Below are 24,191 nucleotides of genomic sequence, written 5' to 3' on the forward strand. Positions count from 1 at the left end.
TATTCCTTTTTATATGCTAAAGAAAAAAGTTTCAATATTTAAACCTGAGGTATGAAATTGCCAATTCATATTTACAACCTCCTTGATTACTTTTTTTAGTTTAGAAAAATCATTAGGTTTTTTAATGTAAATATTTGCTCCTTCAATAAAGGTATCTTCAATATCTTTTTCTGATGAAGAGGTCGAATATATGGCAATCGAAACATCTTTAAAACGAGTGTTCGATCTAATTTCTTTCAGACAGTCTATTCCTGTTTTTCCGGGCATATTCAAATCAAGAAATAAAACATGAGGCAACTTAATTTCAGGATGCACTAAATAATCCATTAGATCATTACCATCTTTAAATAGAGTCAACTTATTATTCATTTTAAGCTCTTGTATAGCTTCACTAAAAAAAGTACGATCATCTTCATCATCGTCAGCTAAAAGAATATGCATTGAATCTTGGTGTGTAATCATAAAATATGGGGTATATTTTTAAAATTTTATTTAATCTTTATTAGATAACTCTCTCTTTTTACTTACTATTCTTTTAAACATTGAAGGTGTTAATCCTGTCACTTTTTTAAATTGAGTTGATAAGTAAGCTACACTACTGTAGTTTAATTCATGAGAAATTTCGGTTAACGTGAGTTTCTCTTCAATTATAAGTTTTTTGGCTCTTTCAATCTTTTGAATAATAATAAAATTCTCAATAGATGTAAATGTATATTCCGAAAAAACATTAGTAATATAACCGTATCTAAAGTTCAGTTTATCCGATAAATATTGTGAAATTGTTATGTTTGGAAACTTATCTTTTTCATAGACAATCTCAATTATAGCATCTTTAATTTTTTGTATTAATTGTCCTTTTGGATTGTCAATAATCTGAATGCCATACTTGGTTAAACAAACCTGAAGTTCTGTTAAAACATCCTCAGAAACATTATCTCCAATTTCAATTTGTCCTAAATCCAACAGCTGATATTTAATATCAAATTTTTCTAATTGATCTTGTAATATTGCCTTACAAGCAACATTTCCATCATAATTAAAATTGAGCTTCATATCAATAAACAAGTGTTAAAGTTAAAATTAAATGATAAATGTAAATTAAAAATATTAATCTGATAACAAATAATTTATATTAAATACAAAACATTATCTACTTTAAAACGCAATAAATATAAATAACTGATTATTAAGGTTCTTAAATCGTTCATTAATTTACTAAAAATTAGAACTAAAATTACCTATCATAAAAAACTACCCATGAATTGTTTCGTTTTTACCATAATTTGTTATAATATTTTCTTCAAATTCAAGCCATTCTCTCCAACGCTTTTCAACGTCAATTCCTACTCCGTATTTTCTTGCATAAGTAATAAAAGTAGTATAATGTCCCGCTTCGCTCTCCATCAAATCTCTATAAAAAACAGATAATTCTTCGTCTTGAATATTTTCTGAAAGTACTTTGAAACGCTCACAACTTCTGGCTTCTATCATTGCTGAAAACAACAACCGTTCCACTAAACTCGAAACTCTGCTTCCATCGCTACTTTTTTTCATGTACAAATACAATTCGTTTACATATTCATCTTTCCGTTCACGTCCCAATTTTAAGCCGCGCTTTATAATAATATTGTGAACTTGCTCAAAGTGATCGATTTCTTCTTTGGCCAAAGCCAATAAATCCTTTACTAAATCTTGATGCTCTGAATTGTTGGTAATAATTGTAATGGCATTTGTAGCTGCTTTTTGTTCGCACCAAGCGTGATCAGTCAAGATTTCCTCAATGTTCTTTTCTACAATATTGACCCATCTTGGATCGGTTGGTAATTTTAATCTTAGTACAGACATAATTTTAGTCTTAAAGTTAGAAAGTCGAAAGTCATAAAGTCAAAAGTCGAAAGCCAAAACTAAGACAGAATATTAAATTCTATTCAAAGACTTTTGACTTTCGACTTTAAAACTTTAAAACGTATTTTATTTAGTATACGAAAATTGCTCTTTCGCTCATCATTTCATTTACTTCATTAGCTACCGCCTCGATAACATCTTCGTTAGTATGGTCTACCAATACTCTGTCAATAAGATCAACAATAGTTTCCATATCTTCTTCAACAAGACCACGAGTGGTAATAGCTGCAGTTCCTACACGAATACCTGAAGTTACAAATGGTGATTTATCATCAAATGGAACCATATTTTTATTTACGGTAATTTCTGCTTTTACTAATGCATTTTCAGCATCTTTTCCAGAAATATTCTTATTTCTTAAATCAATCAACATCATGTGATTATCCGTTCCGCCAGAAATGATTTCATATCCTCTTTTTACAAAAGCATCAGCCATAGCATTAGCATTTTTTTGTAATTGTAAAGCATACGTAAAAAATTCATCTTTTAAAGCTTCACCAAAAGCTACTGCTTTTGCAGCTATAATGTGCATTAATGGACCTCCTTGATTTCCAGGGAAAACAGCCAAGTCCAATAAAGAAGACATCATTCTGATTTCTCCTTTTGGAGTTGTTAAACCAAACGGGTTTTCAAAATCTTTACCCATTAAGATTAATCCTCCACGAGGACCACGCAAAGTTTTGTGAGTTGTAGTAGTTACAATATGGCAATGTGGCAATGGATCATTCATCAAGCCTTTAGCAATAAGTCCTGCAGGGTGAGAAATATCAGCCAATAAAATAGCACCAACACTGTCAGCAATTACTCTAAAACGCTCAAAATCCATATCACGAGAATAAGCCGAAGCTCCTGCAATGATTAATTTTGGTTGTTCTTTAGTAGCTATTTCTTGAATTTTATCATAATCTAATCTTCCAGTTTCTTTATCCACTCCGTAAAAAGAAGGTGTATATAAACGTCCTGAAAAATTAACTGGTGAACCATGAGTTAAGTGTCCTCCATGAGACAAATCAAAACCTAAAATTTTATCACCTGGTTTGATACATGCGTGGTAAACCGCTGTATTAGCTTGTGAACCGGAGTGTGGCTGTACATTTGCGTAAGCAGCTCCAAACAATTCTTTGGCTCTGTCAATAGCAATTTGTTCAACAACATCAACTACTTCACAACCGCCGTAGTATCTTTTGCCAGGATATCCTTCAGCATATTTGTTAGTTAAAACAGAACCAGCTGCTTCCATTACTTCGTCACTTACGAAGTTTTCCGAAGCAATAAGTTCTAATCCGTGAATTTGTCTTTCTTGTTCTTCTAGAATAAGGTCAAAAATTTGTTCGTCGCGTTGCATTTTTTTGATTTTCGTTAATTTGATGCAAAAATACAAAAAAACGTTTGGTTAATAGTTAGATTATAATATATTTGATGAGTAATTTTTTAACAAAATAATTAACAAAATATGCCAATAACAGCTAACGATACCAATAGAAAATCATGGCTAGAAGTACCTGCCAACAGTGATTTCCCTATTCAAAACATTCCTTTTGGAGTTTTTCTTACCAAAGAAAACATAGTAACCGTAGGGACAAGAATTGGTGATTTTGCAATCGATTTGGGAGCTTTACAACAATTAAATTATTTTGAAGGCATTGAACTGACGGATGATATGTTCATGCAGGATACTTTGAATGATTTTATTTCTGATGGTCAAAAAACATGGCGTTTGGTTCGAAACCGAATTGCGGAGCTTTTTGATGTGACAAATTTGAAACTACAAAATAACGCCAAAGATAGAGACATCATAATTTTCAAGATGGAAGATGTCGAAATGCAATTGCCAGTGCTTATTGGTGATTACACAGACTTCTATTCTAGTAAAGAGCACGCAACCAACGTAGGAAAAATGTTCCGCGATCCCGAAAATGCATTGTTACCAAACTGGTTACACATCCCTGTGGGCTATCACGGAAGAAGTTCTACCATCGTTCCATCAGGAATTCCGGTTCACAGACCAATGGGACAAACACTGCCAAATGGAGAAACTACTCCGGTTTTTGGCCCTTCTCGTTCAGTCGATTTTGAACTTGAAACTGCTTTCATTACTACGGATGTAAATATAATGGGCGAAAACATTGCTGTAACCGAAGCTGAAGATTATATCTTTGGAATGGTTTTATTGAATGACTGGAGTGCCCGCGACATTCAAAAATGGGAATATGTACCATTAGGACCATTCTTAGCAAAAAACTTTGCATCTTCAATTTCACCTTGGATAGTTACTATGGATGCTTTGGAACCTTTTAGAACCAAAGGACCAAAACAAGAACCTACTCCACTTCCCTATTTGCAACAAAAAGGAAAACATTCTTTTGACATCAATTTAGAAGTCGCAATCCAGCCTGAAAATGCAAAACCAACTGTTGTTTCAAACTCCAATTTCAAATATTTGTATTGGTCAATGTGTCAACAATTAGCACATCATACTTCTAATGGATGTCGCGTGAATTCTGGCGATATGATGGGTTCAGGAACTATTTCCGGACCTACTGAAGATAGTTTTGGTTCCATGTTAGAATTAACTTGGGGTGGAAAAAATCCAATAAAAATGAGCGACGGAACAGAGCGTAAATTTATCAATGACAATGACACCGTAATCATGAAAGGTTTTTGCCAAAATGGTCAGGTAAGAATTGGTTTTGGTGAAGTTTCCAGTAAGTTACTTCCTCCTTTTGTGAGACAATAAAAAATTAAAAATACACTTTTTAAAACCTAACATTTATTCTATTTTTGTTAGGTTTTTTTGTGGCATTATTTTTGGATTTTAAAAATCAAAACCAATAAATCTGCTTAAAAACAGCAGAAATAGCTTCAAAAAATCATTTACTTAACAGTAACGCTTATGAAAAAAATTACTCTTTTATTATCCTTGTTTATCCTTATTTCCTCTTGTGGCGTAAAACAAACTCAAAATTTATTAAGCTCTGGAAATTATGATCAAGCAATTGATAATGCCGTTTCAAATTTACGAACCAATAAAGATAAAAAAGGCAAACAAGATTATGTTTACTTGCTAGAAGAGGCTTTCGCCAAAGCAAAAGAACGTGATTTAAATGCTATAAATTTGTTAGCCAAAGATGCTAATCCGGCACAATTGGAAAAAATGTACAACACGTATTTACAATTGAATTCCCGTCAGGAAAAAATCAAACCGTTACTTCCTTTGAAACTAATTAAAGAAGGCAGGAATGCCATTTTTCCATTTGACAATTATAACGATCAAATCATTGATAGCAAAAATGCCTTATCAGCTTATTTGTATGCGAATGCAAAAAAATTAATGGGCACTTCAGACAAAATGAATTACCGAAAAGCGTATGATGATATGGAATATTTAAACCAAATAACTCCAAATTATAAAAACGTTTTACAACTCATGGATGAAGCTAAATTTAAAGGTTCTGATTATGTTTCGGTTTACACTAAAAATGAAACGAATATGATTATTCCGGTTCGCCTACAGAATGATTTATTGGATTTCAGTACTTATGGTTTAAATGATAAATGGACCGTTTACCACAGTAACAAACAAAAAGGAATTGATTATGATTATGGAATGGTTATCAACTTTAGACATATTTATATTTCGCCTGAGCAAATAAAAGAAAGAGAATTTATAAAAGATCGCATCATAAAAGATGGTGTCAAAAAACTAATTGATGCTAACGGAAGAGAAGTTTTGGACGAAAAAGGAAAAGTCGTAATGGTAGATAATATGAGAAATGCAACAGTACGCATTTATGAATTCAGACAGTTTAAATCTTGTCAAATTACAGCTAAAGTTGACTACATAAACTTTAGAAGCAATCAATTATTACAATCTTTCCCTATAGCCAGTGAGTTTATTTTCGAAAATATTTACGCCACTTATAAGGGAGACCGACGCGCTTCTGATGATAATTATTACTCTTATTTTGACAAAAGAGCGGTAGCTTTTCCTAGCAATGAACAAATGGTTTATGACACCGGAGAAGATTTAAAAGCTAAAATAAAAGATATTATCAGTAGAAACAGGTTTAGAAACTAATTCTATAAATCTATACTACTACACAAAACTCCTTGATAATTAAACCTGTCAAGGAGTTTTCTAATTTAAAAAAAATCAACAATACATTAAAATTTTGTTAGAAAATACAAAATTAGTGTTGTGTTTTAAAAATATGTGTACTTTTGCACCAATGAATAAAACAAGTTTACATATAACTTCTTTGTCACGGACAAACAGACCTACTACTTCTCCCGAAGTACGGATGCTATAACTATAGTAACCAAAAGCTGTTTCGTATCTTTATTCATTTTTCATTTTTTCCGTTTTGAAATTACCGCTATTTTCCATTGGATTAATATATCCAAAAACTAATACTTATTTACTACTATTGCATTGTGGTTCAATTTATTGCACAACAGTCAACTGGTTTAGTATTATAGTTGAATTTAGCAGAGAGCCATTTCAAATACAAAATTACAAATCATTTTATAACTCAAAAATTCAGCTTTTGAAATGAATATTTCTATTATAACAACACAGGAAGAACATTATAAGTATTCGCAAGAAATATGCGATACCATAGAATTGTCCGCACTATTGAGAGGTACGGGAATTGCTAAGAGAACTCCTGAATATATCCAGAAAAAAATGGAAAGCAAAGATGCTGTCATTGCTTTAGACAATGGGAAATTTGCTGGTTTTTGCTATATCGAAAGTTGGCAGCATGGGAAATTTGTGGCACATTCTGGATTGATTGTACATCCTGATTACAGAAATTTAGGTTTAGCAAAAAAAATCAAATCATTTGTTTTTGACTATTCATTAGAAAAATATCCCGATGCTAAGGTTTTTGGAATCACAACTGGTCTTGCGGTAATGAAAATCAACTCCGATTTAGGCTACAAGCCCGTTCCTTTTTCAGAGTTGACCAGTGATCCAAGTTTTTGGAAAGGATGCCAAACGTGTACCAATTATGAAATCCTAAAAAGTAAAGACAACAAAATGTGTTTGTGTACCGGAATGCTTTATGATCCTAAAGAAAAACCTAAAGATCCGCCTAAACATCCATTTAATGTCAGAGTATTAAACAGATTAAAATTAATTAAAGAAGCCTTGTTCTTAAAAAAATAATATCATGAAAAAAGTAGTATTAGCATACAGTGGAGGATTAGACACCTCATATTGCCTAAAATATTTAAAAAACGAAAAAGGATACGAAGTTCACACTGTTCTTATAAATACAGGCGGATTTGATGAAGCTGAACTAGCCGCTATTGAAGAAAGAGCCTACGAATTAGGAAGTGCACAACATGCAAATCTTACCATTGTAGATAAATATTATGATAAAGCCATTAAATATTTGATTTATGGAAATGTGTTAAAAAACAACACCTATCCATTATCCGTAAGTGCCGAGCGTGTTTTTCAAGCGATTGAAGCTATTAAATATGCAAAATCTGTTGGTGCTGAAGCAATTGCTCACGGAAGTACTGGCGCTGGGAATGACCAAATTCGTTTTGATTTAATTTTCCAAACCATTGCTCCCGAAATTGAAATCATCACTCCTATCAGAGATTTGAAATTATCAAGACAGGAAGAAGTGGATTATTTATCTAAAAATGGCGTTCATTATTCTTGGGAAAAAGCACAATATTCTATTAATAAAGGATTGTGGGGAACCAGTGTTGGTGGAAAAGAAACATTGACCTCAAATCAATCGTTACCAAGTGAAGCCTATCCTTCTCAATTGCAAAAAACTGGAGAAGAGAAAGTGACGCTACAATTTGAAAAAGGACAATTAGTAGGCATCAACGGGACTTTGGACACACCAACAAAAAACATCGTTGCATTAGAAAAATTAGCCAGCGCGTATGCAATTGGTAGAGATATTCACGTAGGCGATACGATAATCGGGATTAAAGGAAGAGTTGGTTTTGAAGCCGCTGCGCCTTTAATCATTATCAAAGCACACCATTTATTAGAGAAACATACGCTGGGTAAATGGCAACAATACTGGAAAGAACAACTAGGAAACTGGTACGGAATGTTGTTTCATGAAGGACAATTCTTAGATCCTGTAATGAGAAACATCGAGGCTTTCCTGGAAGACACTCAAACAACTGTAAACGGAACCGTTATCGTTTCGCTAAAACCATATCACTTTACTTTGGACGGAATTGAATCTGAAAATGATTTAATGAATACCGGTTTTGGACAATACGGAGAAATGAACAACGCCTGGACATCTGACGATGCCAAAGGATTCATCAAAATTCTAGGGAATGCCCAAAACATATTCTCATCCGTAAATAAACTGACACATGATTAATATTGGAATAATTGGAGGTTCGGGTTACACAGCGGGGGAACTCATCAGAATATTGATGTTTCATCCCAATGCTACACTTGATTTTGTTTACAGCACAACAAATGCTGGAAAACCACTTCATGTTGCGCATCATGATTTAATGGGTGATATCGAAATGAATTTTACCGATACTGTAAATCCAAATGTGAATGTTGTTTTCTTGTGTTTAGGTCATGGTAAATCAAAATCATTTTTAGAGCAAAATCAATTTGCGAGTCATACCAAAATCATCGATTTAGGAAATGATTTCAGATTGACCAAAGACAAAGACTTCGATAGCAAATCTTTCGTTTATGGCTTACCTGAATTGAATAAAGCAGCAATTAAAAACGCTCAATTCATAGCAAATCCAGGTTGTTTTGCAACAGCGATTCAACTGGCAATATTGCCATTGGCTAAAAACGAAATGCTTACAACTGACGTTCATATCAATGCGACAACCGGAAGTACAGGAGCTGGAGTTTCACCTTCAGAAACGACGCATTTTAGCTGGAGATCGAATAATATGTCGCATTACAAAGCTTTTGAACACCAACATTTGGGCGAAATAAACCAAAGCGTAAACCAATTGCAAGCAGATTATACAAACGAATTGATTTTTGTACCTAACAGAGGGGATTTTGCCAGAGGGATTTTTGCAACATTATACACAACAATCGAAGAAAGTCTGGAAGATGTAGTTGCGAAATATGAAGCTTTTTATAAAGACCAACCTTTCGTAACTATTACGACCACTGGAATCAATATGAAGCAAGTGGTACAAACTAACAAATGTATTATTAGTTTAATGAAAAAAGGAAACCGGTTATTGATTACTTCAGTAATTGATAATTTAACAAAAGGAGCCTCAGGACAAGCCATACAGAACATGAATTTAATGTTTGGATTGGATGAAACCACAGGATTACATTTGAAACCATCTGGATTCTAAAAATTTGTTTCAAGTTTAAAGTTTAAAGTTGCACATGTAACTTGAAACTTGAAACCTTAAACCATTTAAACAAAAAAAGAAAATGAACTTATTTGACGTTTACCCATTATACAACATCACTCCCGTAAAAGCAATGGATTGCACGATTACAGATGAAAAAGGAGTGGAATATTTAGATTTATATGGTGGTCATGGAGTAATTTCCATTGGACACACCCAACCGGATTATGTTGCCAAATTAAAAAATCAATTGGATAACATTGGTTTTTATTCCAATGCGATTCAGAATCCATTGCAAGTAGAATTAGCAGAAAAATTAGGAAAACTTTCCGGATTGGAAGACTATACTTTATTCTTGTGCAGTTCTGGAGCTGAAGCCAATGAAAATGCTTTGAAATTAGCCTCTTTTCACAATAATAAATCGCGTGTTATTGCTTTTGACAATTCCTTTCACGGAAGAACTTCGGCGGCAGTTGCGGTTACAGATAACAAAAAAATTGTTGCGCCAATTAATGCGCAGCAAATTGTTACTTTTTTGCCATTAAATAATATCGAGTTGGTAGAAAACGAACTAAAAAAAGGAGATGTTTCTTCTGTTATAATTGAAGGAATTCAAGGAGTTGGGGGTTTAGACCAAGGAACAACTGAATTTTTTCAGGCATTAGAAAAACTATGTGCCGCTTATGATGTTGTATTGATTTTGGACGAAGTGCAATCAGGATACGGAAGAAGCGGAAAGTTTTTTGCCCACCAACATCATAACATCAAAGCAGATATTATTTGTTTAGCTAAAGGAATGGGTAACGGATTTCCTATTGGCGGAATCTTGATTTCTCCAAAATTTACAGCAAGTTACGGATTATTGGGAACTACTTTTGGTGGAAACCATTTGGCTTGTGCTGCCGGAATAGCAGTTTTGGATGTGATTGAAAGCGAAAAATTAATGGATAACGTAAATGACGTTTACGCCTATTTTTTAGAAGCAATCAAACAAGTTCCTGAAGTGATACAAGTCAAAGGAAGAGGATTAATGCTTGGTGTAGAATTTGATTTTGACGTAAGTACGCTTCGTAAAAAAATGATTATTGACAAACATATTTTTACCGGAAACGCTAATAACAAAAACTTATTAAGAATCCTTCCTCCTTTGACAATCAATAAGGAAGCAATCGATACCTTTATCATAGCTTTAAAAGAAGCATTGGCAGAATTGAAATGATTTTTTTCTAAAATAGCAAACCAAAAACTAATGAACCACTTATTACCAATAGAAAAACGAAATGCAGTTTTAAGCCATATGGCCGAACTTCTTGAACAAGAAAGAGCCAATCTTAAGACTATAAATCAACAGGATATCAATAATTATTCTGGAGATGACTTGGCCATGGAAAAACGTTTATTGGTTGATGATGCCAAAATTGACGAGATGATTTTATCCCTGCAACAATTAGCAAGTCAAGAAGATCCTATTGGTGTGGAGCGTTTTAATTTCGATCACGAAAATGGAATGAAAATCATCAATAAAACAGCGGCTTTTGGAACCATAATGATTATTTATGAATCCAGACCTGACGTTACAGTTGAAGCTGGTGGAATCGCTTTTAAATCCGGAAATAAAATTTTATTGAAAGGCGGAAAAGAATCTTTACTATCCAATTTAAAAATTGTGGAATTGTGGCATCAGGCTTTACAAGAAAATAATATTGCGACAGAATGGGTAGAATACCTGAATTACAATCGAGAAGAAACGCAGGCTTTTTTGGAAAAACCAACACAAAAAGTGGATTTAATCGTTCCTCGTGGTGGTGAGAAATTAATCGCTTTCGTAAAAAAACACGCAACCTGCCCGGTGATTATAAGTGGTCGAGGAAATAATTTTGTTTATGTAAATAAGGAAGCCGATTTGAAAAAAGCGCTTGATATTATTATTAACGGAAAGACCTCAAATATATCTGTTTGCAATGCTCTAGATAAAGTATTAATTGATACAAATCTTGAAAATTGGGAAGCTTTTGCAAAGAAAACAATTGCCGAATTAAAACAAAGAAACGTAACCGTTTTAGGAGATGAAAGTATTTCAAAAATAGCAAAAGTTCCTCAGATTGAATCGGATTTAATTTGGCACGAAGAGTTTCTAGATTATAAAATTGTTATTGGAACAACCAATTCGGATCAAGAAGCAATTGACAAAATAAATAAATATTGTGGCGGACATTCGGCATCCATAATCACAAAAAATGATGCAATTGCCCAGGAATTCATGGAAAACGTGGATACGGCAGCAGTTTATCAAAATGCCTCTACCCGATTTACCGATGGAGGACAATTTGGTTTAGGAGGAGAATTGGCGATAAGCACAGACAAATTACACCAACGTGGACCAATTGGTTTGCAACATTTAGTTACTAATAAGTGGTATATTTACGGAAATGGACAAATCAGATAAATTGAAAATTAAAAGATTGAAATATTAAAAAATTATGAAACGAAATTTTCAAATTATTAAATATTTCAATTATTAAACATAAAAAAACAGCTTTGTGACCTTTGTGTTTTTAAAGCATTATATAAAAAAAAAACTTTGTGCCCTTTGTGGTTAAATTTTAAAAATGGCTAAAAAAAGAATTTTATTAAAGTTAGGAAGCAATACATTAACCAAAGAAACCAATCACATTTCGAGAGGAAAGATTGAGGATATTGGGATGCAAATAGCCGCTTTACAAGACGATTACGAGTTCATCATTGTGAGTTCGGGTGCGATCGCCGCAGCCAAACAATTTGTGAAATTGGAAAATCAAGATAAAGATGTTTTTGTAAAACAAGCATTAGCTTCGATTGGTCAGCCTCATTTAATGCGGATTTATCATGAAAATTTCAGTGATTTAGGATTACTGATTTCGCAGTGTTTGCTTTCGTATTCTGATTTCGAAAAAGAACAATCCAAAGTAAATATCGTGAACACTATCAATGTGTTGGTCAAAAATAATTACATTCCGATCATCAATGAAAATGATACGGTGGCTACGGATGAGATTCGATTTGGTGACAATGACAAATTGGCCGCTTTAACGGCCGTTTTATTAAATGTTGACATTCTGATTATTGCCACCAATACAAACGGGATTTACACCAAAGCATCCATCCATGATGCCGTTCCTGAAACGATTTCTCTAGTAACTGATTTAAAAGTATTGGAAAAAGAGATTGGCGATTCGAAATCCTCTCATGGAACCGGTGGAATGCAATCTAAAATAGAAGCCTCAGCGATTGCCAAAGACGCAGCTATAGAAACCTGGATTGTCAATGGATTGGAAGACAATTTTATTTTGAAAGCTTTAAAAAACGAAATACCTTTTACGAAAATTCTATAAAATGTTGATGCGGTTAATCGTTAATTCGGTTAATCGATTAAACAAATAACCGATTAAACAAATTAAGACATGAACTACATCTCCATACAAAACATAGACTCGCTCGATAAATGGGTGAAACAAGCCTTAAAAATCAAGAAAAAACCGCTAAAAAATAAAAAACTAGGTAAAAACAAAACCTTAGGAATGTTGTTTTTTAATTCTAGTTTGAGAACGCGTTTGAGCACGCAAAAAGCGGCTTTGAATTTGGGAATGAACGTCATGGTAATGAATTTTACCAGTGAAGGTTGGACGTTGGAATTTGAAGATGGAGCCATCATGAACTCCGGTGCTTCTGAACATATTAAAGAAGCCGCCGCGGTAGTTTCTCAATATTGCGATATTGTTGCTATCAGAGCTTTTGCCGGATTGGTAGACAAAGAAAAAGACAATGCGGAAACCGTTCTTATGGGTTTCCTAAAATACGCCACTGTGCCTGTTGTGAATATGGAAAGTGCAACCGGACACCCGTTACAATCGCTGGCCGATGCTATAACTATGGCAGAACACAAAACTAAACACCGACCAAAAGTAGTTTTGACTTGGGCACCACATCCTAAAGCGTTACCTCAAGCGGTTGCTAATTCCTTTGTGGAAATGATGCAGTTACAAGATGCTGATTTTGTTATTACGCATCCTGAGGGCTACGAATTGAATCCTGAAATCACGAAAGATTCTAAGATTGAATACGACCAAGACAAAGCTTTCGAAAATGCTGATTTTATATACGCCAAAAACTGGAGTAATTACAAGGAATATGGTCAGATTACAAATTCTGACCCAAACTGGACTGTAACTGCCGATAAAATGAAACTGACTAACAATGCTAAATTCATGCACTGTTTGCCAGTAAGACGTAACGTAATTGTTACTGATGAAGTGATTGACAGCGAAAATTCAATTGTTATCGAACAAGCCAACAATAGAACGTATTCAGCACAATTAGTGTTGCAAAAAATATTGGAAAATGGAAAATAAAAAACCGGTAACACTAATAAAAATTGGTGGAAACATTATTGATAATCCAACAGAATTATCACAATTTTTATCTGATTTTTCTAAGATTGAAGGGTATAAAATACTTGTTCATGGCGGAGGAAAATCAGCTACCAAAATGGCCGAAAGCATAGGTTTAGCACCTCAAATGATTGATGGAAGACGCATCACCGATGCCGCTATGCTTGATGTAGTTGTGATGATTTATGCAGGTCTAATCAATAAAAATATTGTTGCCCAATTACAAGCTAAAAATACCAATGCGATGGGGTTTTCAGGTGCTGATGGGAATTTAATTCAATCTGATAAAAGAAACCACCCAACAATCAATTATGGTTTTGTGGGCGATGTAAAAAAAGTAAACACACAATTATTGGAAACATTGCTTTCAACTGGTATAATTCCTGTATTTTGTGCTATAACACACGATGGAAAGGGACAATTATTAAACACGAATGCAGATACCATCGCTAGTGAATTAGCCATTGCTTTATCGGAAGTTTTTGATGTTACTTTGAATTATTGCTTCGAAAAACCTGGCGTTTTATTTGATGCCGAAGATGATTCTTCCGTAATTGAGAACATCAATCAAGAATTATATTCCAAATTAAAAGCCGAAAAAGCGATACATTCCGGTATGATTCCTAAATTAGACAACTGTTTCAATAGTTTGTCAAAAGGAGTTCAAAAAATAAAAATTGGTCATCACCGCATGTTGCAAGACAAGACCGCATTGTACACTACAATTACACTATGAAGAGTATAGAAATCCTTACACAAGAAGCCATTGCGCTATTAAAATCGCTGATTGAAACGCCTTCCTTTTCAAGTGAAGAAGACCAAACAGCCCTTTTAATCGAAAATTGGTTTAAACAAAATAATATCCCTTTCGAAAGAGAGAATAATAATATTTGGGCTTTCAATAAACATTTTGATAAGTCCAAACCAACGCTTTTACTGAATTCGCACCACGATACAGTAAAACCAAACCAAGGCTATACTAATAATCCATTTGAAGCCATCGTAAAAGATGGTAAATTATTTGGATTAGGAAGCAATGATGCGGGTGGTTGTTTGGTTTCGCTTTTAGCCACTTTTGTACATTTTTATTCGAATGAAAATCTGCCTTACAATATTGTGATGGTCGCTTCAGCCGAAGAAGAAAGCAGCGGAAAAAATGGATTAAACAGCGTTTTGAAACATTTACCGGAACTGGAATGTGCTATTGTCGGCGAACCAACATTAATGCAATTGGCCGTAGCCGAAAAAGGTTTATTAGTACTCGATGTAATCGTAAAAGGCACAGCCAGTCACGCCGCACACAACAATCCAGACAATCCAATTTACAATGCGATACCCGTGATCGAATGGTTTAACAGCTATCAATTCGAAAAAATATCGGAGGTTTTAGGTCCTGTAAAAATGACCGTAACACAAGTAACAGCCGGAAAACAACACAACGTAGTTCCTGCAGAATGTCATTTGGTTGTCGATATAAGGGTGAATGATTGCTATAACAATCAGGAAATTTTAGATACCGTAAGAAAGCATTTGACTGCTGAAGTCAATCCTCGTTCGATGCATTTGAATGCGTCATCGATTCCTGTTGCTCACGGATTAGTGCAAGCCGGAATCGCATTGGGAAGAACCACGTATGGTTCGCCTACCCTTTCGGATCAATCAGTTTTGAGTTGTCAATCCTTAAAATTAGGACCTGGCGAGACCCTGCGGTCACACTCGGCAGACGAATTTATATTTATAAACGAAATAGAAGAAGGAATTCAATTGTACATTAAAATACTTTCAGACTTCTTTATTCAGACTTCTTAGATTTTTAGACTCCTTAGAAGTCTATAAATCCAACTGTCTAAAAATCTAAAAATCTAATTATGAAACTTTGGGAAAAAGGAATACCAACCGATAAGCAAATCGAACATTTCACCGTTGGAAACGACAGAGAACTGGATTTAGTTCTGGCAAAATATGATGCATTAGGTTCTATTGCACATGCAAAAATGCTAGGTCAAATCGGTCTTTTAACAGACTCCGAAACCGTTTCTTTGGTTTTGGCTTTGGAAGAAATAATAAAAGATGCTGAAAACGGTAATTTCGAAATCGAAGACAGTTTTGAAGACGTGCATTCCAAAATCGAATATTTACTGACAGTAAAACTTGGGGACGCTGGTAAAAAAATTCATACCGCCCGTTCTCGCAACGACCAAGTTTTGGTAGATGTTAATTTATACTTGAAAGATGTTGTTAAAGAGTTGAAAGAGCAAGTAAAAAGTCTTTTTGACTTACTGATGGAATCAGCAGAAAAGCACCAGAATGTATTGTTACCAGGATACACGCACCTTCAAATTGCAATGCCTTCCTCTTTTGGAATGTGGTTTTCTGCTTATGCTGAAACCTTGATTGATGATATAACGATGTTGAATGCTGCTTTGAAAATTGTGGACCAAAACCCATTAGGCTCAGCCGCAGGTTACGGAAGTTCATTTCCTATCAACAGAACATTCACCACACAGGAATTAGGTTTTGAAACATTAAAATTTAATTCGGTTGCCGCTCAAATGAGCCGTGGAAAATCAGAAAAAACAGTCGCTTTTGCTATGAGTAGCGTTGCTGCTACTTTGGCAAAGTTCTCGATGGATGTTTGTTTATACATGAGCCAGAATTTTGATTTTATCACTTTGCCTTCGCATCTTACAACAGGTTCGAGCATTATGCCGCACAAGAAAAACCCAGATGTTTTTGAATTGATTCGTGGGAAATGCAATAAGATTCAAGCGTTACCTTATGAAATCACTTTAATTACAAATAATCTTCCAAGTGGTTACCACAGGGATTTACAATTATTGAAAGAAGGATTGTTTCCAGCGATTCAAAACCTGAAAGCCTGTTTGGATATCGCAATTTTTGCAATTAAAGACATTAAGGTAAAAGACAACATTCTAGCAGATCCAAAATACAACTATTTATTTACGGTTGATACCTTAAACGAAATGGTAGTTGCTGGAATGCCTTTTAGAGACGCCTATAAAGCGGTTGCGGAACAATTAGAAAATGGTACTTTTCAATCTCCGAAAGAAACCAAACATACACACGAAGGAAGCATCAACAATCTTTGTTTGGATGCCATAAAAAAGAAAATGGATGATTCTTATTAATTCAAAACCAAAATAATTATTACAAAAAAATCCATTCGCTTCAACGAATGGATTTTTTTATATTTCAAACTTAAATCTTTTGGATATTAAACCTTTTTACCTAACTCTTCCGCATCAATATCACTATGCGAAACGTTATAAACAGCTTTTCCTTCCTTAATTAATATCAATTGTGGCGATTGATGCGTCACTCCGAAACGACTCGCAATTTCATTAGAAATATCGCGATGTGCTATTAAATCTAAAAAATATGGCGTAACTTTATCTGAGCTATTAAACTCATTTTCAAACTGTTTCAGCGCCATCCTACTGACACTGCAACGTGTACTGTGTTTGAAAATGGCTACCGGTTTTTCATTTGAAATCTCGATAATATCATTTAGTTGCCCTAAATGGGTTAGTTCATTCCAGTTGATTTTGTTTTCGTTTGAATCTTTTTCTTCTGAACTGTTGAACATATTTTTAAAAAAACTCATAATTGTCTTGTTTTAAGACATTTTGACTTTAAAACATGATAAAAATCATGAAATTTCTGTCAATTTGTCTGTATTATTGTATTGGAATATATATTGAATATTGATTCGCAAAGTTAGTCAAATAACCACAAAACAATATAACATCATGAACATAAATAAATTTACCATCAAATCCCAGGAAGCCATTCAGCTTTCGCAACAATTGGCGCAAAGCCAAGGACAGCAACAAATAGAAAACGAACATATTTTCAAGGCTATTTTTGAAGTCGATGAAAATGTGGCGCCGTTTATATTGAAAAAACTCAATGTGAATGTTCCTCTTTTTCTTCAAATATTGGACAGTACCATTCAGAGCTTTCCAAAGGTTTCTGGTGGCGAAATAATGCTTTCCAGAACTGCAAACACGACGCTTAATGAAGCTGAAATTATCGCTAAAAAAATGAATGACGAATTCGTTTCTGTGGAGCATTTAATTTTGGCAATCTTTGATTCTAAAACCAAAGCAGCCCAAATATTAAAAGATCAGGGCGTAACCGGAAAAGGATTGAAAGCCGCCATAGAAGAATTGCGAAAAGGCGAAAGAGTAACTTCTGCCTCTGCTGAAGAGACCTATAATTCATTAAATAAATACGCCAAAAACCTCAACGAACTGGCTCGATCCGGAAAACTCGATCCTGTTATTGGTCGTGATGAGGAAATTCGCAGAGTGTTGCAAATTTTAACCCGAAGAACTAAAAATAACCCAATGCTCGTGGGAGAACCCGGAGTTGGAAAAACTGCCATTGCCGAAGGATTGGCACACCGAATTGTTGATGGAGACGTTCCTGAAAACCTGAAAGATAAAATCGTATATTCTCTTGATATGGGAGCATTGATTGCCGGTGCCAAATACAAAGGAGAATTTGAGGAACGCTTGAAATCCGTGGTGAAAGAAGTGACTTCTGCCGAAGGGGATATTGTTTTATTCATTGACGAAATTCACACGCTTGTGGGTGCAGGAGGTGGCGAAGGCGCTATGGATGCCGCAAACATCTTGAAACCTGCCTTAGCTCGTGGAGAACTGCGCGCAATTGGTGCAACCACATTAGACGAATATCAAAAATATTTTGAAAAAGACAAAGCACTAGAAAGACGTTTCCAAAAAATAATGATTGAAGAACCGGATACCGAAAGTGCCATTTCGATTTTACGTGGTATCAAGGAAAAATACGAAACACACCATAAAGTTCAAATAAAAGACGATGCTATTATTGCGGCTGTCGAATTATCACAACGCTATATTACCAATCGTTTTCTTCCAGATAAAGCCATTGATTTAATGGACGAGGCAGCATCAAAAATACGCATGGAAATCAATTCAAAACCAGAAGAACTGGACGTTTTGGATCGAAAAGTAATGCAGTTAGAAATCGAAATTGAAGCCATTAAAAGAGAAAAAGACGAAAGTAAACTCAAAGTTTTAGGAATGGATTTAGCCAACCTAAAAGAAGATCGAAACGAAATCTACGCCAAATGGAAATCAGAGAAAGATGTAGTCGATAACATTCAAGCAGTAAAAACGGAGATTGAAGATTTCAAATACGAAGCAGAACGCGCGGAACGTGATGGTGATTATGGAAAAGTAGCCGAAATTCGTTATGGGAAAATCAAAGAAGCTCAAGAAAGATTGGATGCATTTCAAAAACAATTGGCCGAAGATCAAACTGAAGGCACTTCCCTTATAAAAGAAGAAGTGACCCGCGAAGATATTGCTGAAGTCGTGGCTAAATGGACTGGAATCCCAGTGATGAAAATGCTTCAAGGCGAAAGAGAAAAACTATTGAAACTGGAAGATGAATTGCATCAAAGAGTCGTAGGACAGGAAGAAGCCATTCAAGCCGTGAGTGATGCCGTGCGCAGAAGCCGTGCGGGATTACAGGACATGAAAAAACCAGTGGGAACCTTTCTATTCCTTGGAACTACAGGAGTTGGTAAAACCGAATTAGCAAAAGCCTTAGCCGAATATTTATTTGATGATGAAAATGCTATGACGCGTATTGATATGAGCGAATACCAAGAACGCCACAGCGTAAGCCGCTTGGTGGGTGCGCCTCCGGGATATGTAGGTTATGATGAAGGCGGACAATTGACCGAGGCCGTTCGTAGAAAACCGTACTCTGTAATTTTATTGGATGAAATTGAAAAAGCACATCCGGACACGTTTAATATCTTGTTACAAGTTTTGGATGAAGGACGTTTGACAGATAACAAAGGACGTTTAGCTGATTTTAAAAACACGATTATCATCATGACTTCGAATATGGGAAGCCAAATTATTCAGGATAAATTTGATAATTTGAAAGGAAGTGTCGAAGCCGCAACCGAAGCTGCAAAAGTGGAAGTATTGGGATTATTGAAACAAACGGTGCGTCCGGAATTCATTAACCGTATTGACGAAATTGTGATGTTTACACCATTAACCAATGAAAATATTACAAAAATCGTTGGTTTACAACTAAAAAGCGTGACAAAAATGTTAGCGCTTCAAGGCATCACTATGGACGCCACTCCAGAAGCTGTCGCCTATTTAGCTGACAAAGGATATGATCCCCAATTTGGAGCCAGACCGGTAAAACGTGTGATTCAAAGAGATGTGCTTAATGAATTATCTAAAGAAATTCTGTCCGGAAAAATAACTACAGACAGCATTGTTTTGATAGATGCGTTTGATGGAAAATTGGTTTTTAGAAATCAAACCGAGTTAGTTTCTTAAGAATCTAGAAACATTTAAAATTATGAAAACATCAGTCGAAAGGCTGGTGTTTTTTTATGCTATTCTGTTTTTATGGAGTAAACCGATTGATTTAATTGCTATTTTTAATTTCACAAGTTGGAAAATGCAGAATTGGAAAATTACAAGAATTCGCTATAAAACAGAGTTGGTTTGCTTTTTTATGCAAGCTAAGTGCCTCCTCTATTTTTTCTTTGTTGCTAATACAAACTTTAGGATTCAGTTTAATAGCAATAAAACGTCCGCTTCCGTCTTCCAAAACTTCCAGAGTTGCCTCTGCTTCGTCTGTATAAGAAACCACGTCGATACCATTTTGTTTACAAACATATAAGTAAGACATCATGTGACAGGAAACCACACTACTCAATAACAGGTCTTCAGGATTGTACAAAGCAGGATCTCCTTTAAAAGCTTTAGCAGCCGAAACATGCAGAACAGCTTTACCGTCAATCGCTATGGTATGACTTTTAGTATACGTCGGCGCTTCCTTTTTAGAAAAAAACCAATCTAATTTGGCTTTAAATACATGTTTGAACCCCATAATTTTTTTTATTTCAAAAGTAAATAAAAACGAGACTACTAATGCAGAAAGATTTTGGGTGAATATTAACTAAAAATTCACCCATTTTATAAATAGAGTAAATAAAAAAAGTTTTAGCTTCGCAGGAATAAACAAAACACGCAGTTTAAATTTTGGCAAAGCAATACCAAAATCAATGCAGTTTCTAAAACAATCAAAATGGCATCAGGTTTTTTCGCACTATTAGATGATATCGCAGCAATTATGGATGATGTTGCCGTAATGAGTAAATTTGCAGCCAAAAAAACGGCGGGTATTTTAGGTGATGATTTGGCAGTAAATGCCGAAAAAGCTTCCGGATTTGTTTCATCGCGAGAGCTTCCGGTATTATGGGCAATTGCAAAAGGTTCTCTGCTCAATAAGGTAATCATTTTACCCATCGCTTTTCTGTTGAGCGCCTTTTTGCCCATAGCCGTTATTATAATCTTAGTCCTTGGCGGACTTTATTTAGCCTACGAAGGTGCCGAAAAAATTTACGAATACTTCTTTCCGCACGAACATGCAAAGCACGAAATTTCGTTGGAACCAATGACCGAAGAACAAATTTTAGCCTTTGAAAAAGAAAAAATAAAATCAGCAATCGTAACTGATTTTATTTTATCAGTAGAAATCGTAATTATTGCATTGGGAACCGTTATTGGCAAACCTATTTTATCTCAAATTATGGTTGTTTCCATCATTGCAATAATAGCAACCGTAGGTGTTTACGGGATTGTAGCCCTAATTGTACGTATGGATGAAGCAGGTTTAAAACTGATAAGCATGAGCACCAGAGAGCGTAGCTTCTCAAAGACTATCGGAAATATTCTGGTACAAGCCTTGCCAAAAGTCATCAAAAGTTTATCCTTTATAGGTACCATCGCCTTACTGTTAGTAGCAGGTGGCATATTTGTACACAACATCGGTTTTTTACATGGCGTATTACCCCAATTACCTTCCATCCTAACTGAATTTTTAATAGGACTTGTATTTGGTGGAATTGTTTTGGGAATTGTTACGTTGTTCAAAAAGATCATTGGCAAAAAGTAAGCAACAGTTGAATACACTTTAGCCGCATAAATAATTAAAAAACAAGGAGAACATCAGTCGAAAGGCTGGTGTTTTTTTATGTCTTTTTTTAGGAGCACAACATTTCTAATTTTTCATCACGAGTTGTCCCGCTGTCCGCAGTATCTTTTTATAAACGCAACCCTCTCGGGTTACATTTATAAAAAGGATACTTGCTCCCATCGGGGCTAAATTAGAACTTTTTGATTTCCTAAATTCTATAAAAAAAAGCACTTTAAAAATCTAAAAAATAGTGCAATACCTATTCACACACCTATCAAAAACATCTATCAAATAAAAAGCTATTATACAAATTTGTAAGAAAATTTTAATATATTTGAAAATCAATAATAAGAAACAAGTTGGTGGCAAGCGCCCGTAGAAATAGAAAAAACAGCAAACATGGATATAGAAACAATAAAAAATCTGACCTCAATTACTGCACCATTAACAAAAATTGTTTTAGAAACATTTTTAGTGCCAAAATTTGAGGAATTAAAGAAAAAATGGAAAAGAGAGGATATTGTTATTGACCATTTTTTTGAAGATAAGTTTACTGATTATCTAAATGAAACTTATGAAAAAAATTCAATTTTAAATACGATAGCATTTAAAAAAAGAGAGGTTTTTTTAAATGATGTTTACATTCCATTGCGATTAGATTGTTCAGAAACAAATGAAGTTCATTTAATTGATAAATTTAAAGAGGAAATTTTCAAAACTTCAAATAAAATATTGATTACAGATAATGCTGGAATGGGTAAGTCAACACTTTCAAAAAAACTACTATTATCTTGTATTGAGGATAATATCGGTGTACCTGTTTTAATTGAGTTAAGAAGACTGTCAAAATCAAAAGGAATAATTGAAGAAATTTTAGAACAATTAAATCCTATTAATGAAATATTAGATAAACAATTTATTCTAGATTTAGTAAAAAGAGGTGACTTTATATTTTTTCTAGATGGATATGATGAAATTCAATTAGATGAAAGAACAAAAGTTACAACTGAAATTCAACAATTTATCACTAAAGCAAATAACAATAAATTTATTTTAACTTCTAGACCAGAAAACTCATTAACTTCTTTTGGCAATTTTAAAAAATTTCAAATTAAACCGCTAGAAATTGAAGAAGCATATATATTACTAAAAAAATATGATGGAAATGGTCTTTTGTCAAACTTACTTATAAAGAAAATACAAGAAGAAAATATTTTTGAGAATATAAGTGAATATTTAACAACGCCTCTATTAGTCTCTTTATTATTTACAGCATTTGAGCATAAACAAACCATTCCGTTTAAGAAACATATCTTTTATAGACAAGTTTTTGACGCCCTATACGAATCTCATGATTTATCCAAGGGAGATTCATTTGAAAGAGAAAAATATTCAGGATTAGGAATTGATGAGTTTTTAAGAATTTTAAGAGTATTTGGTTATTTATGTTTAGTTAATAATAACAAAATAGAATTTACAAAAGACCAATTAGAGGAGATTATTCAAAAGTCTCTAAACTACTGTGGTAATATAAATGTTCAACCATCTAAATTTATTAAAGATTTACTGGTAACAGTTCCATTATTCTCTATTGATGGTATTTATTATAAATGGTCTCATAAATCTTTACAAGAATACTTTGCATCCCAATTTATATATTTAGATTCAAAAGAAAAACAATCTGAAATTTTTAAAAAAATCTGCTTTCATAATAATAACGAAATATATATCAATATAATTGACTTGTACGAAAGTATAGACCCAAAAGGTTTTAAAGAAATAATTATAAAAAAGTTAATTTCTGATTATTTATTATTCTTAAAAAACACATATAAAGATTACACAAATCTTGATAAATTAGAAAGACAACAACTAGAGTTTTGCTATGAAATTTATCTAATTAATTTTCCATTCGAACCAAAATCAAAGGAAAATCATCCATCAGAACTTTTTAAATTATTTAGAAAAGTTATTAATTTAAAAAGAATGTCTATTGGAATAGACGTAGTAAAGGATGAAAAGGAAATATGTTGTATTAAGGTTCCTACAATAGAAAAACCTAATAAAATTTTGATGCAATTTCTTTATGAAAAAGAATATGACTTTTTAGAATATAAAGGCTTTAAAACTGATCCTAAAAACATTACTTTAAAATTAGTTCCTAATAAAATATATAAATTAACAGACAGAAAAAATTTAATATTAAACAAAAATGAAAATTTCTCAAAAACCAATGAAATTATAAAACTTTTTATTGGAAGACATTCATTGTTAATATTCGATAACATGAAAGCAGAAAAATTTCTTAAGGATATTGAACAATCGGTCTTGTCTTGTTCGTCTGATAGCTTCTTATTGAACTTTTAAAAGCCAGCCACCAACAGCTACTCCTATGTAAAGCATCATAAAGTTATTCACAACTTTTGAGAGGGTTATATGTTGGTTATTTTTCGAGTATAAAATTCCGTCCCAACGGCTTGTTGAAAAAGTTGGAAA

21 protein-coding genes are annotated in these 24,191 nt (G+C 33.8%); 15 read left to right on the forward strand and 6 right to left on the reverse strand.

The window, feature by feature from the left end:
* Window positions 1–9: 9 nt before the first annotated feature.
* The 4 genes from ACNQF8_RS13255 to glyA all read right to left on the reverse strand — a co-directional run bounded on the left by ACNQF8_RS13255 (window position 10) and on the right by glyA (window position 3,250).
* Window positions 10–462 carry a response regulator gene (locus tag ACNQF8_RS13255; protein ID WP_233206883.1) on the reverse strand — a complete coding sequence of 151 codons (453 nt, stop codon included), beginning with the start codon at window positions 460–462 and terminating at the stop codon, window positions 10–12.
* Between the two features lie 30 nt (window positions 463–492).
* Entirely contained in the window at window positions 493–1,053 is a 561-nt protein-coding gene (locus ACNQF8_RS13260) for a helix-turn-helix domain-containing protein (protein WP_417951451.1), read from the reverse strand.
* 198 nt (window positions 1,054–1,251) lie between these two features.
* On the reverse strand, window positions 1,252–1,845 hold the full coding sequence (locus tag ACNQF8_RS13265; protein WP_099715146.1) for a MiaE family protein: 594 nt from the start codon (window positions 1,843–1,845) through the stop codon (window positions 1,252–1,254).
* A gap of 130 nt (window positions 1,846–1,975) precedes the next feature.
* On the reverse strand, window positions 1,976–3,250 hold the full coding sequence (gene glyA, locus ACNQF8_RS13270) for a serine hydroxymethyltransferase (RefSeq protein WP_417953722.1): 1,275 nt from the start codon (window positions 3,248–3,250) through the stop codon (window positions 1,976–1,978).
* Window positions 3,251–3,358: 108 nt separating this feature from the next.
* Here glyA and fahA point away from each other — a divergent pair, with 108 nt between their 5' ends.
* The 12 genes from fahA (at window position 3,359) to argH (ending at window position 16,819) form a co-directional block, all read left to right on the forward strand.
* Entirely contained in the window at window positions 3,359–4,642 is a 1,284-nt protein-coding gene (gene fahA, locus ACNQF8_RS13275; RefSeq protein WP_315210665.1) for a fumarylacetoacetase, read from the forward strand.
* 156 nt (window positions 4,643–4,798) lie between these two features.
* A complete protein-coding gene (locus ACNQF8_RS13280; RefSeq protein ID WP_315210662.1) occupies window positions 4,799–5,983 on the forward strand; it encodes a hypothetical protein in 1,185 nt (394 codons plus the stop codon).
* Window positions 5,984–6,457: 474 nt separating this feature from the next.
* A complete protein-coding gene (locus tag ACNQF8_RS13285; RefSeq protein ID WP_315210659.1) occupies window positions 6,458–7,075 on the forward strand; it encodes a GNAT family N-acetyltransferase in 618 nt (205 codons plus the stop codon).
* Window positions 7,076–7,079: 4 nt separating this feature from the next.
* On the forward strand, window positions 7,080–8,273 hold the full coding sequence (locus ACNQF8_RS13290) for an argininosuccinate synthase (protein WP_417951449.1): 1,194 nt from the start codon (window positions 7,080–7,082) through the stop codon (window positions 8,271–8,273).
* The gene (gene argC / locus ACNQF8_RS13295) at window positions 8,266–9,243 is read left to right on the forward strand and encodes an N-acetyl-gamma-glutamyl-phosphate reductase (RefSeq protein WP_417953723.1); all 978 of its coding nucleotides are present in this window, start codon (window positions 8,266–8,268) and stop codon (window positions 9,241–9,243) included. Before ACNQF8_RS13290 ends, argC begins: the two co-directional genes overlap by 8 nt.
* 82 nt (window positions 9,244–9,325) lie before the next feature.
* Window positions 9,326–10,462: an aspartate aminotransferase family protein gene (locus ACNQF8_RS13300; RefSeq protein WP_417951447.1), complete on the forward strand. Its 1,137-nt coding sequence runs from the start codon at window positions 9,326–9,328 to the stop codon at window positions 10,460–10,462.
* 30 nt (window positions 10,463–10,492) lie between these two features.
* A complete protein-coding gene (locus ACNQF8_RS13305) occupies window positions 10,493–11,689 on the forward strand; it encodes a glutamate-5-semialdehyde dehydrogenase (RefSeq protein WP_417953724.1) in 1,197 nt (398 codons plus the stop codon).
* A gap of 163 nt (window positions 11,690–11,852) precedes the next feature.
* Window positions 11,853–12,614 carry a glutamate 5-kinase gene (proB, locus tag ACNQF8_RS13310; protein ID WP_417951445.1) on the forward strand — a complete coding sequence of 254 codons (762 nt, stop codon included), beginning with the start codon at window positions 11,853–11,855 and terminating at the stop codon, window positions 12,612–12,614.
* A gap of 69 nt (window positions 12,615–12,683) precedes the next feature.
* Window positions 12,684–13,631 carry an N-acetylornithine carbamoyltransferase gene (locus ACNQF8_RS13315; RefSeq protein ID WP_315210640.1) on the forward strand — a complete coding sequence of 316 codons (948 nt, stop codon included), beginning with the start codon at window positions 12,684–12,686 and terminating at the stop codon, window positions 13,629–13,631.
* Window positions 13,621–14,406 (forward strand): acetylglutamate kinase, encoded by a 786-nt coding sequence (argB, locus tag ACNQF8_RS13320; RefSeq protein WP_417953725.1) that lies wholly within the window; start codon window positions 13,621–13,623, stop codon window positions 14,404–14,406. The genes ACNQF8_RS13315 and argB overlap by 11 nt, the downstream gene beginning before the upstream one ends.
* Entirely contained in the window at window positions 14,403–15,479 is a 1,077-nt protein-coding gene (locus tag ACNQF8_RS13325; RefSeq protein WP_417951443.1) for a M20 family metallo-hydrolase, read from the forward strand. Before argB ends, ACNQF8_RS13325 begins: the two co-directional genes overlap by 4 nt.
* A gap of 59 nt (window positions 15,480–15,538) precedes the next feature.
* Window positions 15,539–16,819: an argininosuccinate lyase gene (gene argH / locus ACNQF8_RS13330; protein ID WP_121365117.1), complete on the forward strand. Its 1,281-nt coding sequence runs from the start codon at window positions 15,539–15,541 to the stop codon at window positions 16,817–16,819.
* An 86-nt stretch (window positions 16,820–16,905) separates the two neighbouring features.
* Here argH and ytxJ read toward each other — a convergent pair whose 3' ends face one another.
* Entirely contained in the window at window positions 16,906–17,295 is a 390-nt protein-coding gene (gene ytxJ, locus ACNQF8_RS13335) for a bacillithiol system redox-active protein YtxJ (RefSeq protein WP_417951442.1), read from the reverse strand.
* 145 nt (window positions 17,296–17,440) lie between these two features.
* Here ytxJ and clpB point away from each other — a divergent pair, with 145 nt between their 5' ends.
* Window positions 17,441–20,047 carry an ATP-dependent chaperone ClpB gene (clpB, locus tag ACNQF8_RS13340; RefSeq protein WP_417953726.1) on the forward strand — a complete coding sequence of 869 codons (2,607 nt, stop codon included), beginning with the start codon at window positions 17,441–17,443 and terminating at the stop codon, window positions 20,045–20,047.
* A gap of 91 nt (window positions 20,048–20,138) precedes the next feature.
* Here clpB and ACNQF8_RS13345 read toward each other — a convergent pair whose 3' ends face one another.
* Entirely contained in the window at window positions 20,139–20,606 is a 468-nt protein-coding gene (locus tag ACNQF8_RS13345) for an OsmC family protein (protein ID WP_417953727.1), read from the reverse strand.
* 198 nt (window positions 20,607–20,804) lie between these two features.
* Here ACNQF8_RS13345 and ACNQF8_RS13350 point away from each other — a divergent pair, with 198 nt between their 5' ends.
* Window positions 20,805–21,674 carry a DUF808 domain-containing protein gene (locus ACNQF8_RS13350; RefSeq protein ID WP_417953728.1) on the forward strand — a complete coding sequence of 290 codons (870 nt, stop codon included), beginning with the start codon at window positions 20,805–20,807 and terminating at the stop codon, window positions 21,672–21,674.
* A 420-nt stretch (window positions 21,675–22,094) separates the two neighbouring features.
* Window positions 22,095–24,062, forward strand: coding sequence for an NACHT domain-containing protein (locus tag ACNQF8_RS13355; protein ID WP_417953729.1), 1,968 nt, complete (start codon window positions 22,095–22,097; stop codon window positions 24,060–24,062).
* Window positions 24,063–24,191: the final 129 nt, after the last annotated feature.

The sequence above is a fragment of the Flavobacterium labens genome, assembly GCF_048286755.1.
GTDB lineage: Bacteria > Bacteroidota > Bacteroidia > Flavobacteriales > Flavobacteriaceae > Flavobacterium.

Coding starts and splice junctions, on each gene's coding strand:
- ACNQF8_RS13300 (WP_417951447.1), top strand. CDS start 9,326: ATGAACTTATTTGACGTTTACCCATTATACAACATCACTCCCGTAAAA.
- ytxJ (WP_417951442.1), bottom strand. CDS start 17,295: ATGAGTTTTTTTAAAAATATGTTCAACAGTTCAGAAGAAAAAGATTCA.
- ACNQF8_RS13290 (WP_417951449.1), top strand. CDS start 7,080: ATGAAAAAAGTAGTATTAGCATACAGTGGAGGATTAGACACCTCATAT.
- ACNQF8_RS13280 (WP_315210662.1), top strand. CDS start 4,799: ATGAAAAAAATTACTCTTTTATTATCCTTGTTTATCCTTATTTCCTCT.
- ACNQF8_RS13285 (WP_315210659.1), top strand. CDS start 6,458: ATGAATATTTCTATTATAACAACACAGGAAGAACATTATAAGTATTCG.
- glyA (WP_417953722.1), bottom strand. CDS start 3,250: ATGCAACGCGACGAACAAATTTTTGACCTTATTCTAGAAGAACAAGAA.
- ACNQF8_RS13345 (WP_417953727.1), bottom strand. CDS start 20,606: ATGGGGTTCAAACATGTATTTAAAGCCAAATTAGATTGGTTTTTTTCT.
- ACNQF8_RS13355 (WP_417953729.1), top strand. CDS start 22,095: ATGGATATAGAAACAATAAAAAATCTGACCTCAATTACTGCACCATTA.
- ACNQF8_RS13315 (WP_315210640.1), top strand. CDS start 12,684: ATGAACTACATCTCCATACAAAACATAGACTCGCTCGATAAATGGGTG.
- ACNQF8_RS13260 (WP_417951451.1), bottom strand. CDS start 1,053: ATGAAGCTCAATTTTAATTATGATGGAAATGTTGCTTGTAAGGCAATA.
- ACNQF8_RS13255 (WP_233206883.1), bottom strand. CDS start 462: ATGATTACACACCAAGATTCAATGCATATTCTTTTAGCTGACGATGAT.
- ACNQF8_RS13325 (WP_417951443.1), top strand. CDS start 14,403: ATGAAGAGTATAGAAATCCTTACACAAGAAGCCATTGCGCTATTAAAA.
- argB (WP_417953725.1), top strand. CDS start 13,621: ATGGAAAATAAAAAACCGGTAACACTAATAAAAATTGGTGGAAACATT.
- ACNQF8_RS13350 (WP_417953728.1), top strand. CDS start 20,805: ATGGCATCAGGTTTTTTCGCACTATTAGATGATATCGCAGCAATTATG.
- clpB (WP_417953726.1), top strand. CDS start 17,441: ATGAACATAAATAAATTTACCATCAAATCCCAGGAAGCCATTCAGCTT.
- fahA (WP_315210665.1), top strand. CDS start 3,359: ATGCCAATAACAGCTAACGATACCAATAGAAAATCATGGCTAGAAGTA.
- ACNQF8_RS13265 (WP_099715146.1), bottom strand. CDS start 1,845: ATGTCTGTACTAAGATTAAAATTACCAACCGATCCAAGATGGGTCAAT.
- proB (WP_417951445.1), top strand. CDS start 11,853: ATGGCTAAAAAAAGAATTTTATTAAAGTTAGGAAGCAATACATTAACC.
- ACNQF8_RS13305 (WP_417953724.1), top strand. CDS start 10,493: ATGAACCACTTATTACCAATAGAAAAACGAAATGCAGTTTTAAGCCAT.
- argC (WP_417953723.1), top strand. CDS start 8,266: ATGATTAATATTGGAATAATTGGAGGTTCGGGTTACACAGCGGGGGAA.
- argH (WP_121365117.1), top strand. CDS start 15,539: ATGAAACTTTGGGAAAAAGGAATACCAACCGATAAGCAAATCGAACAT.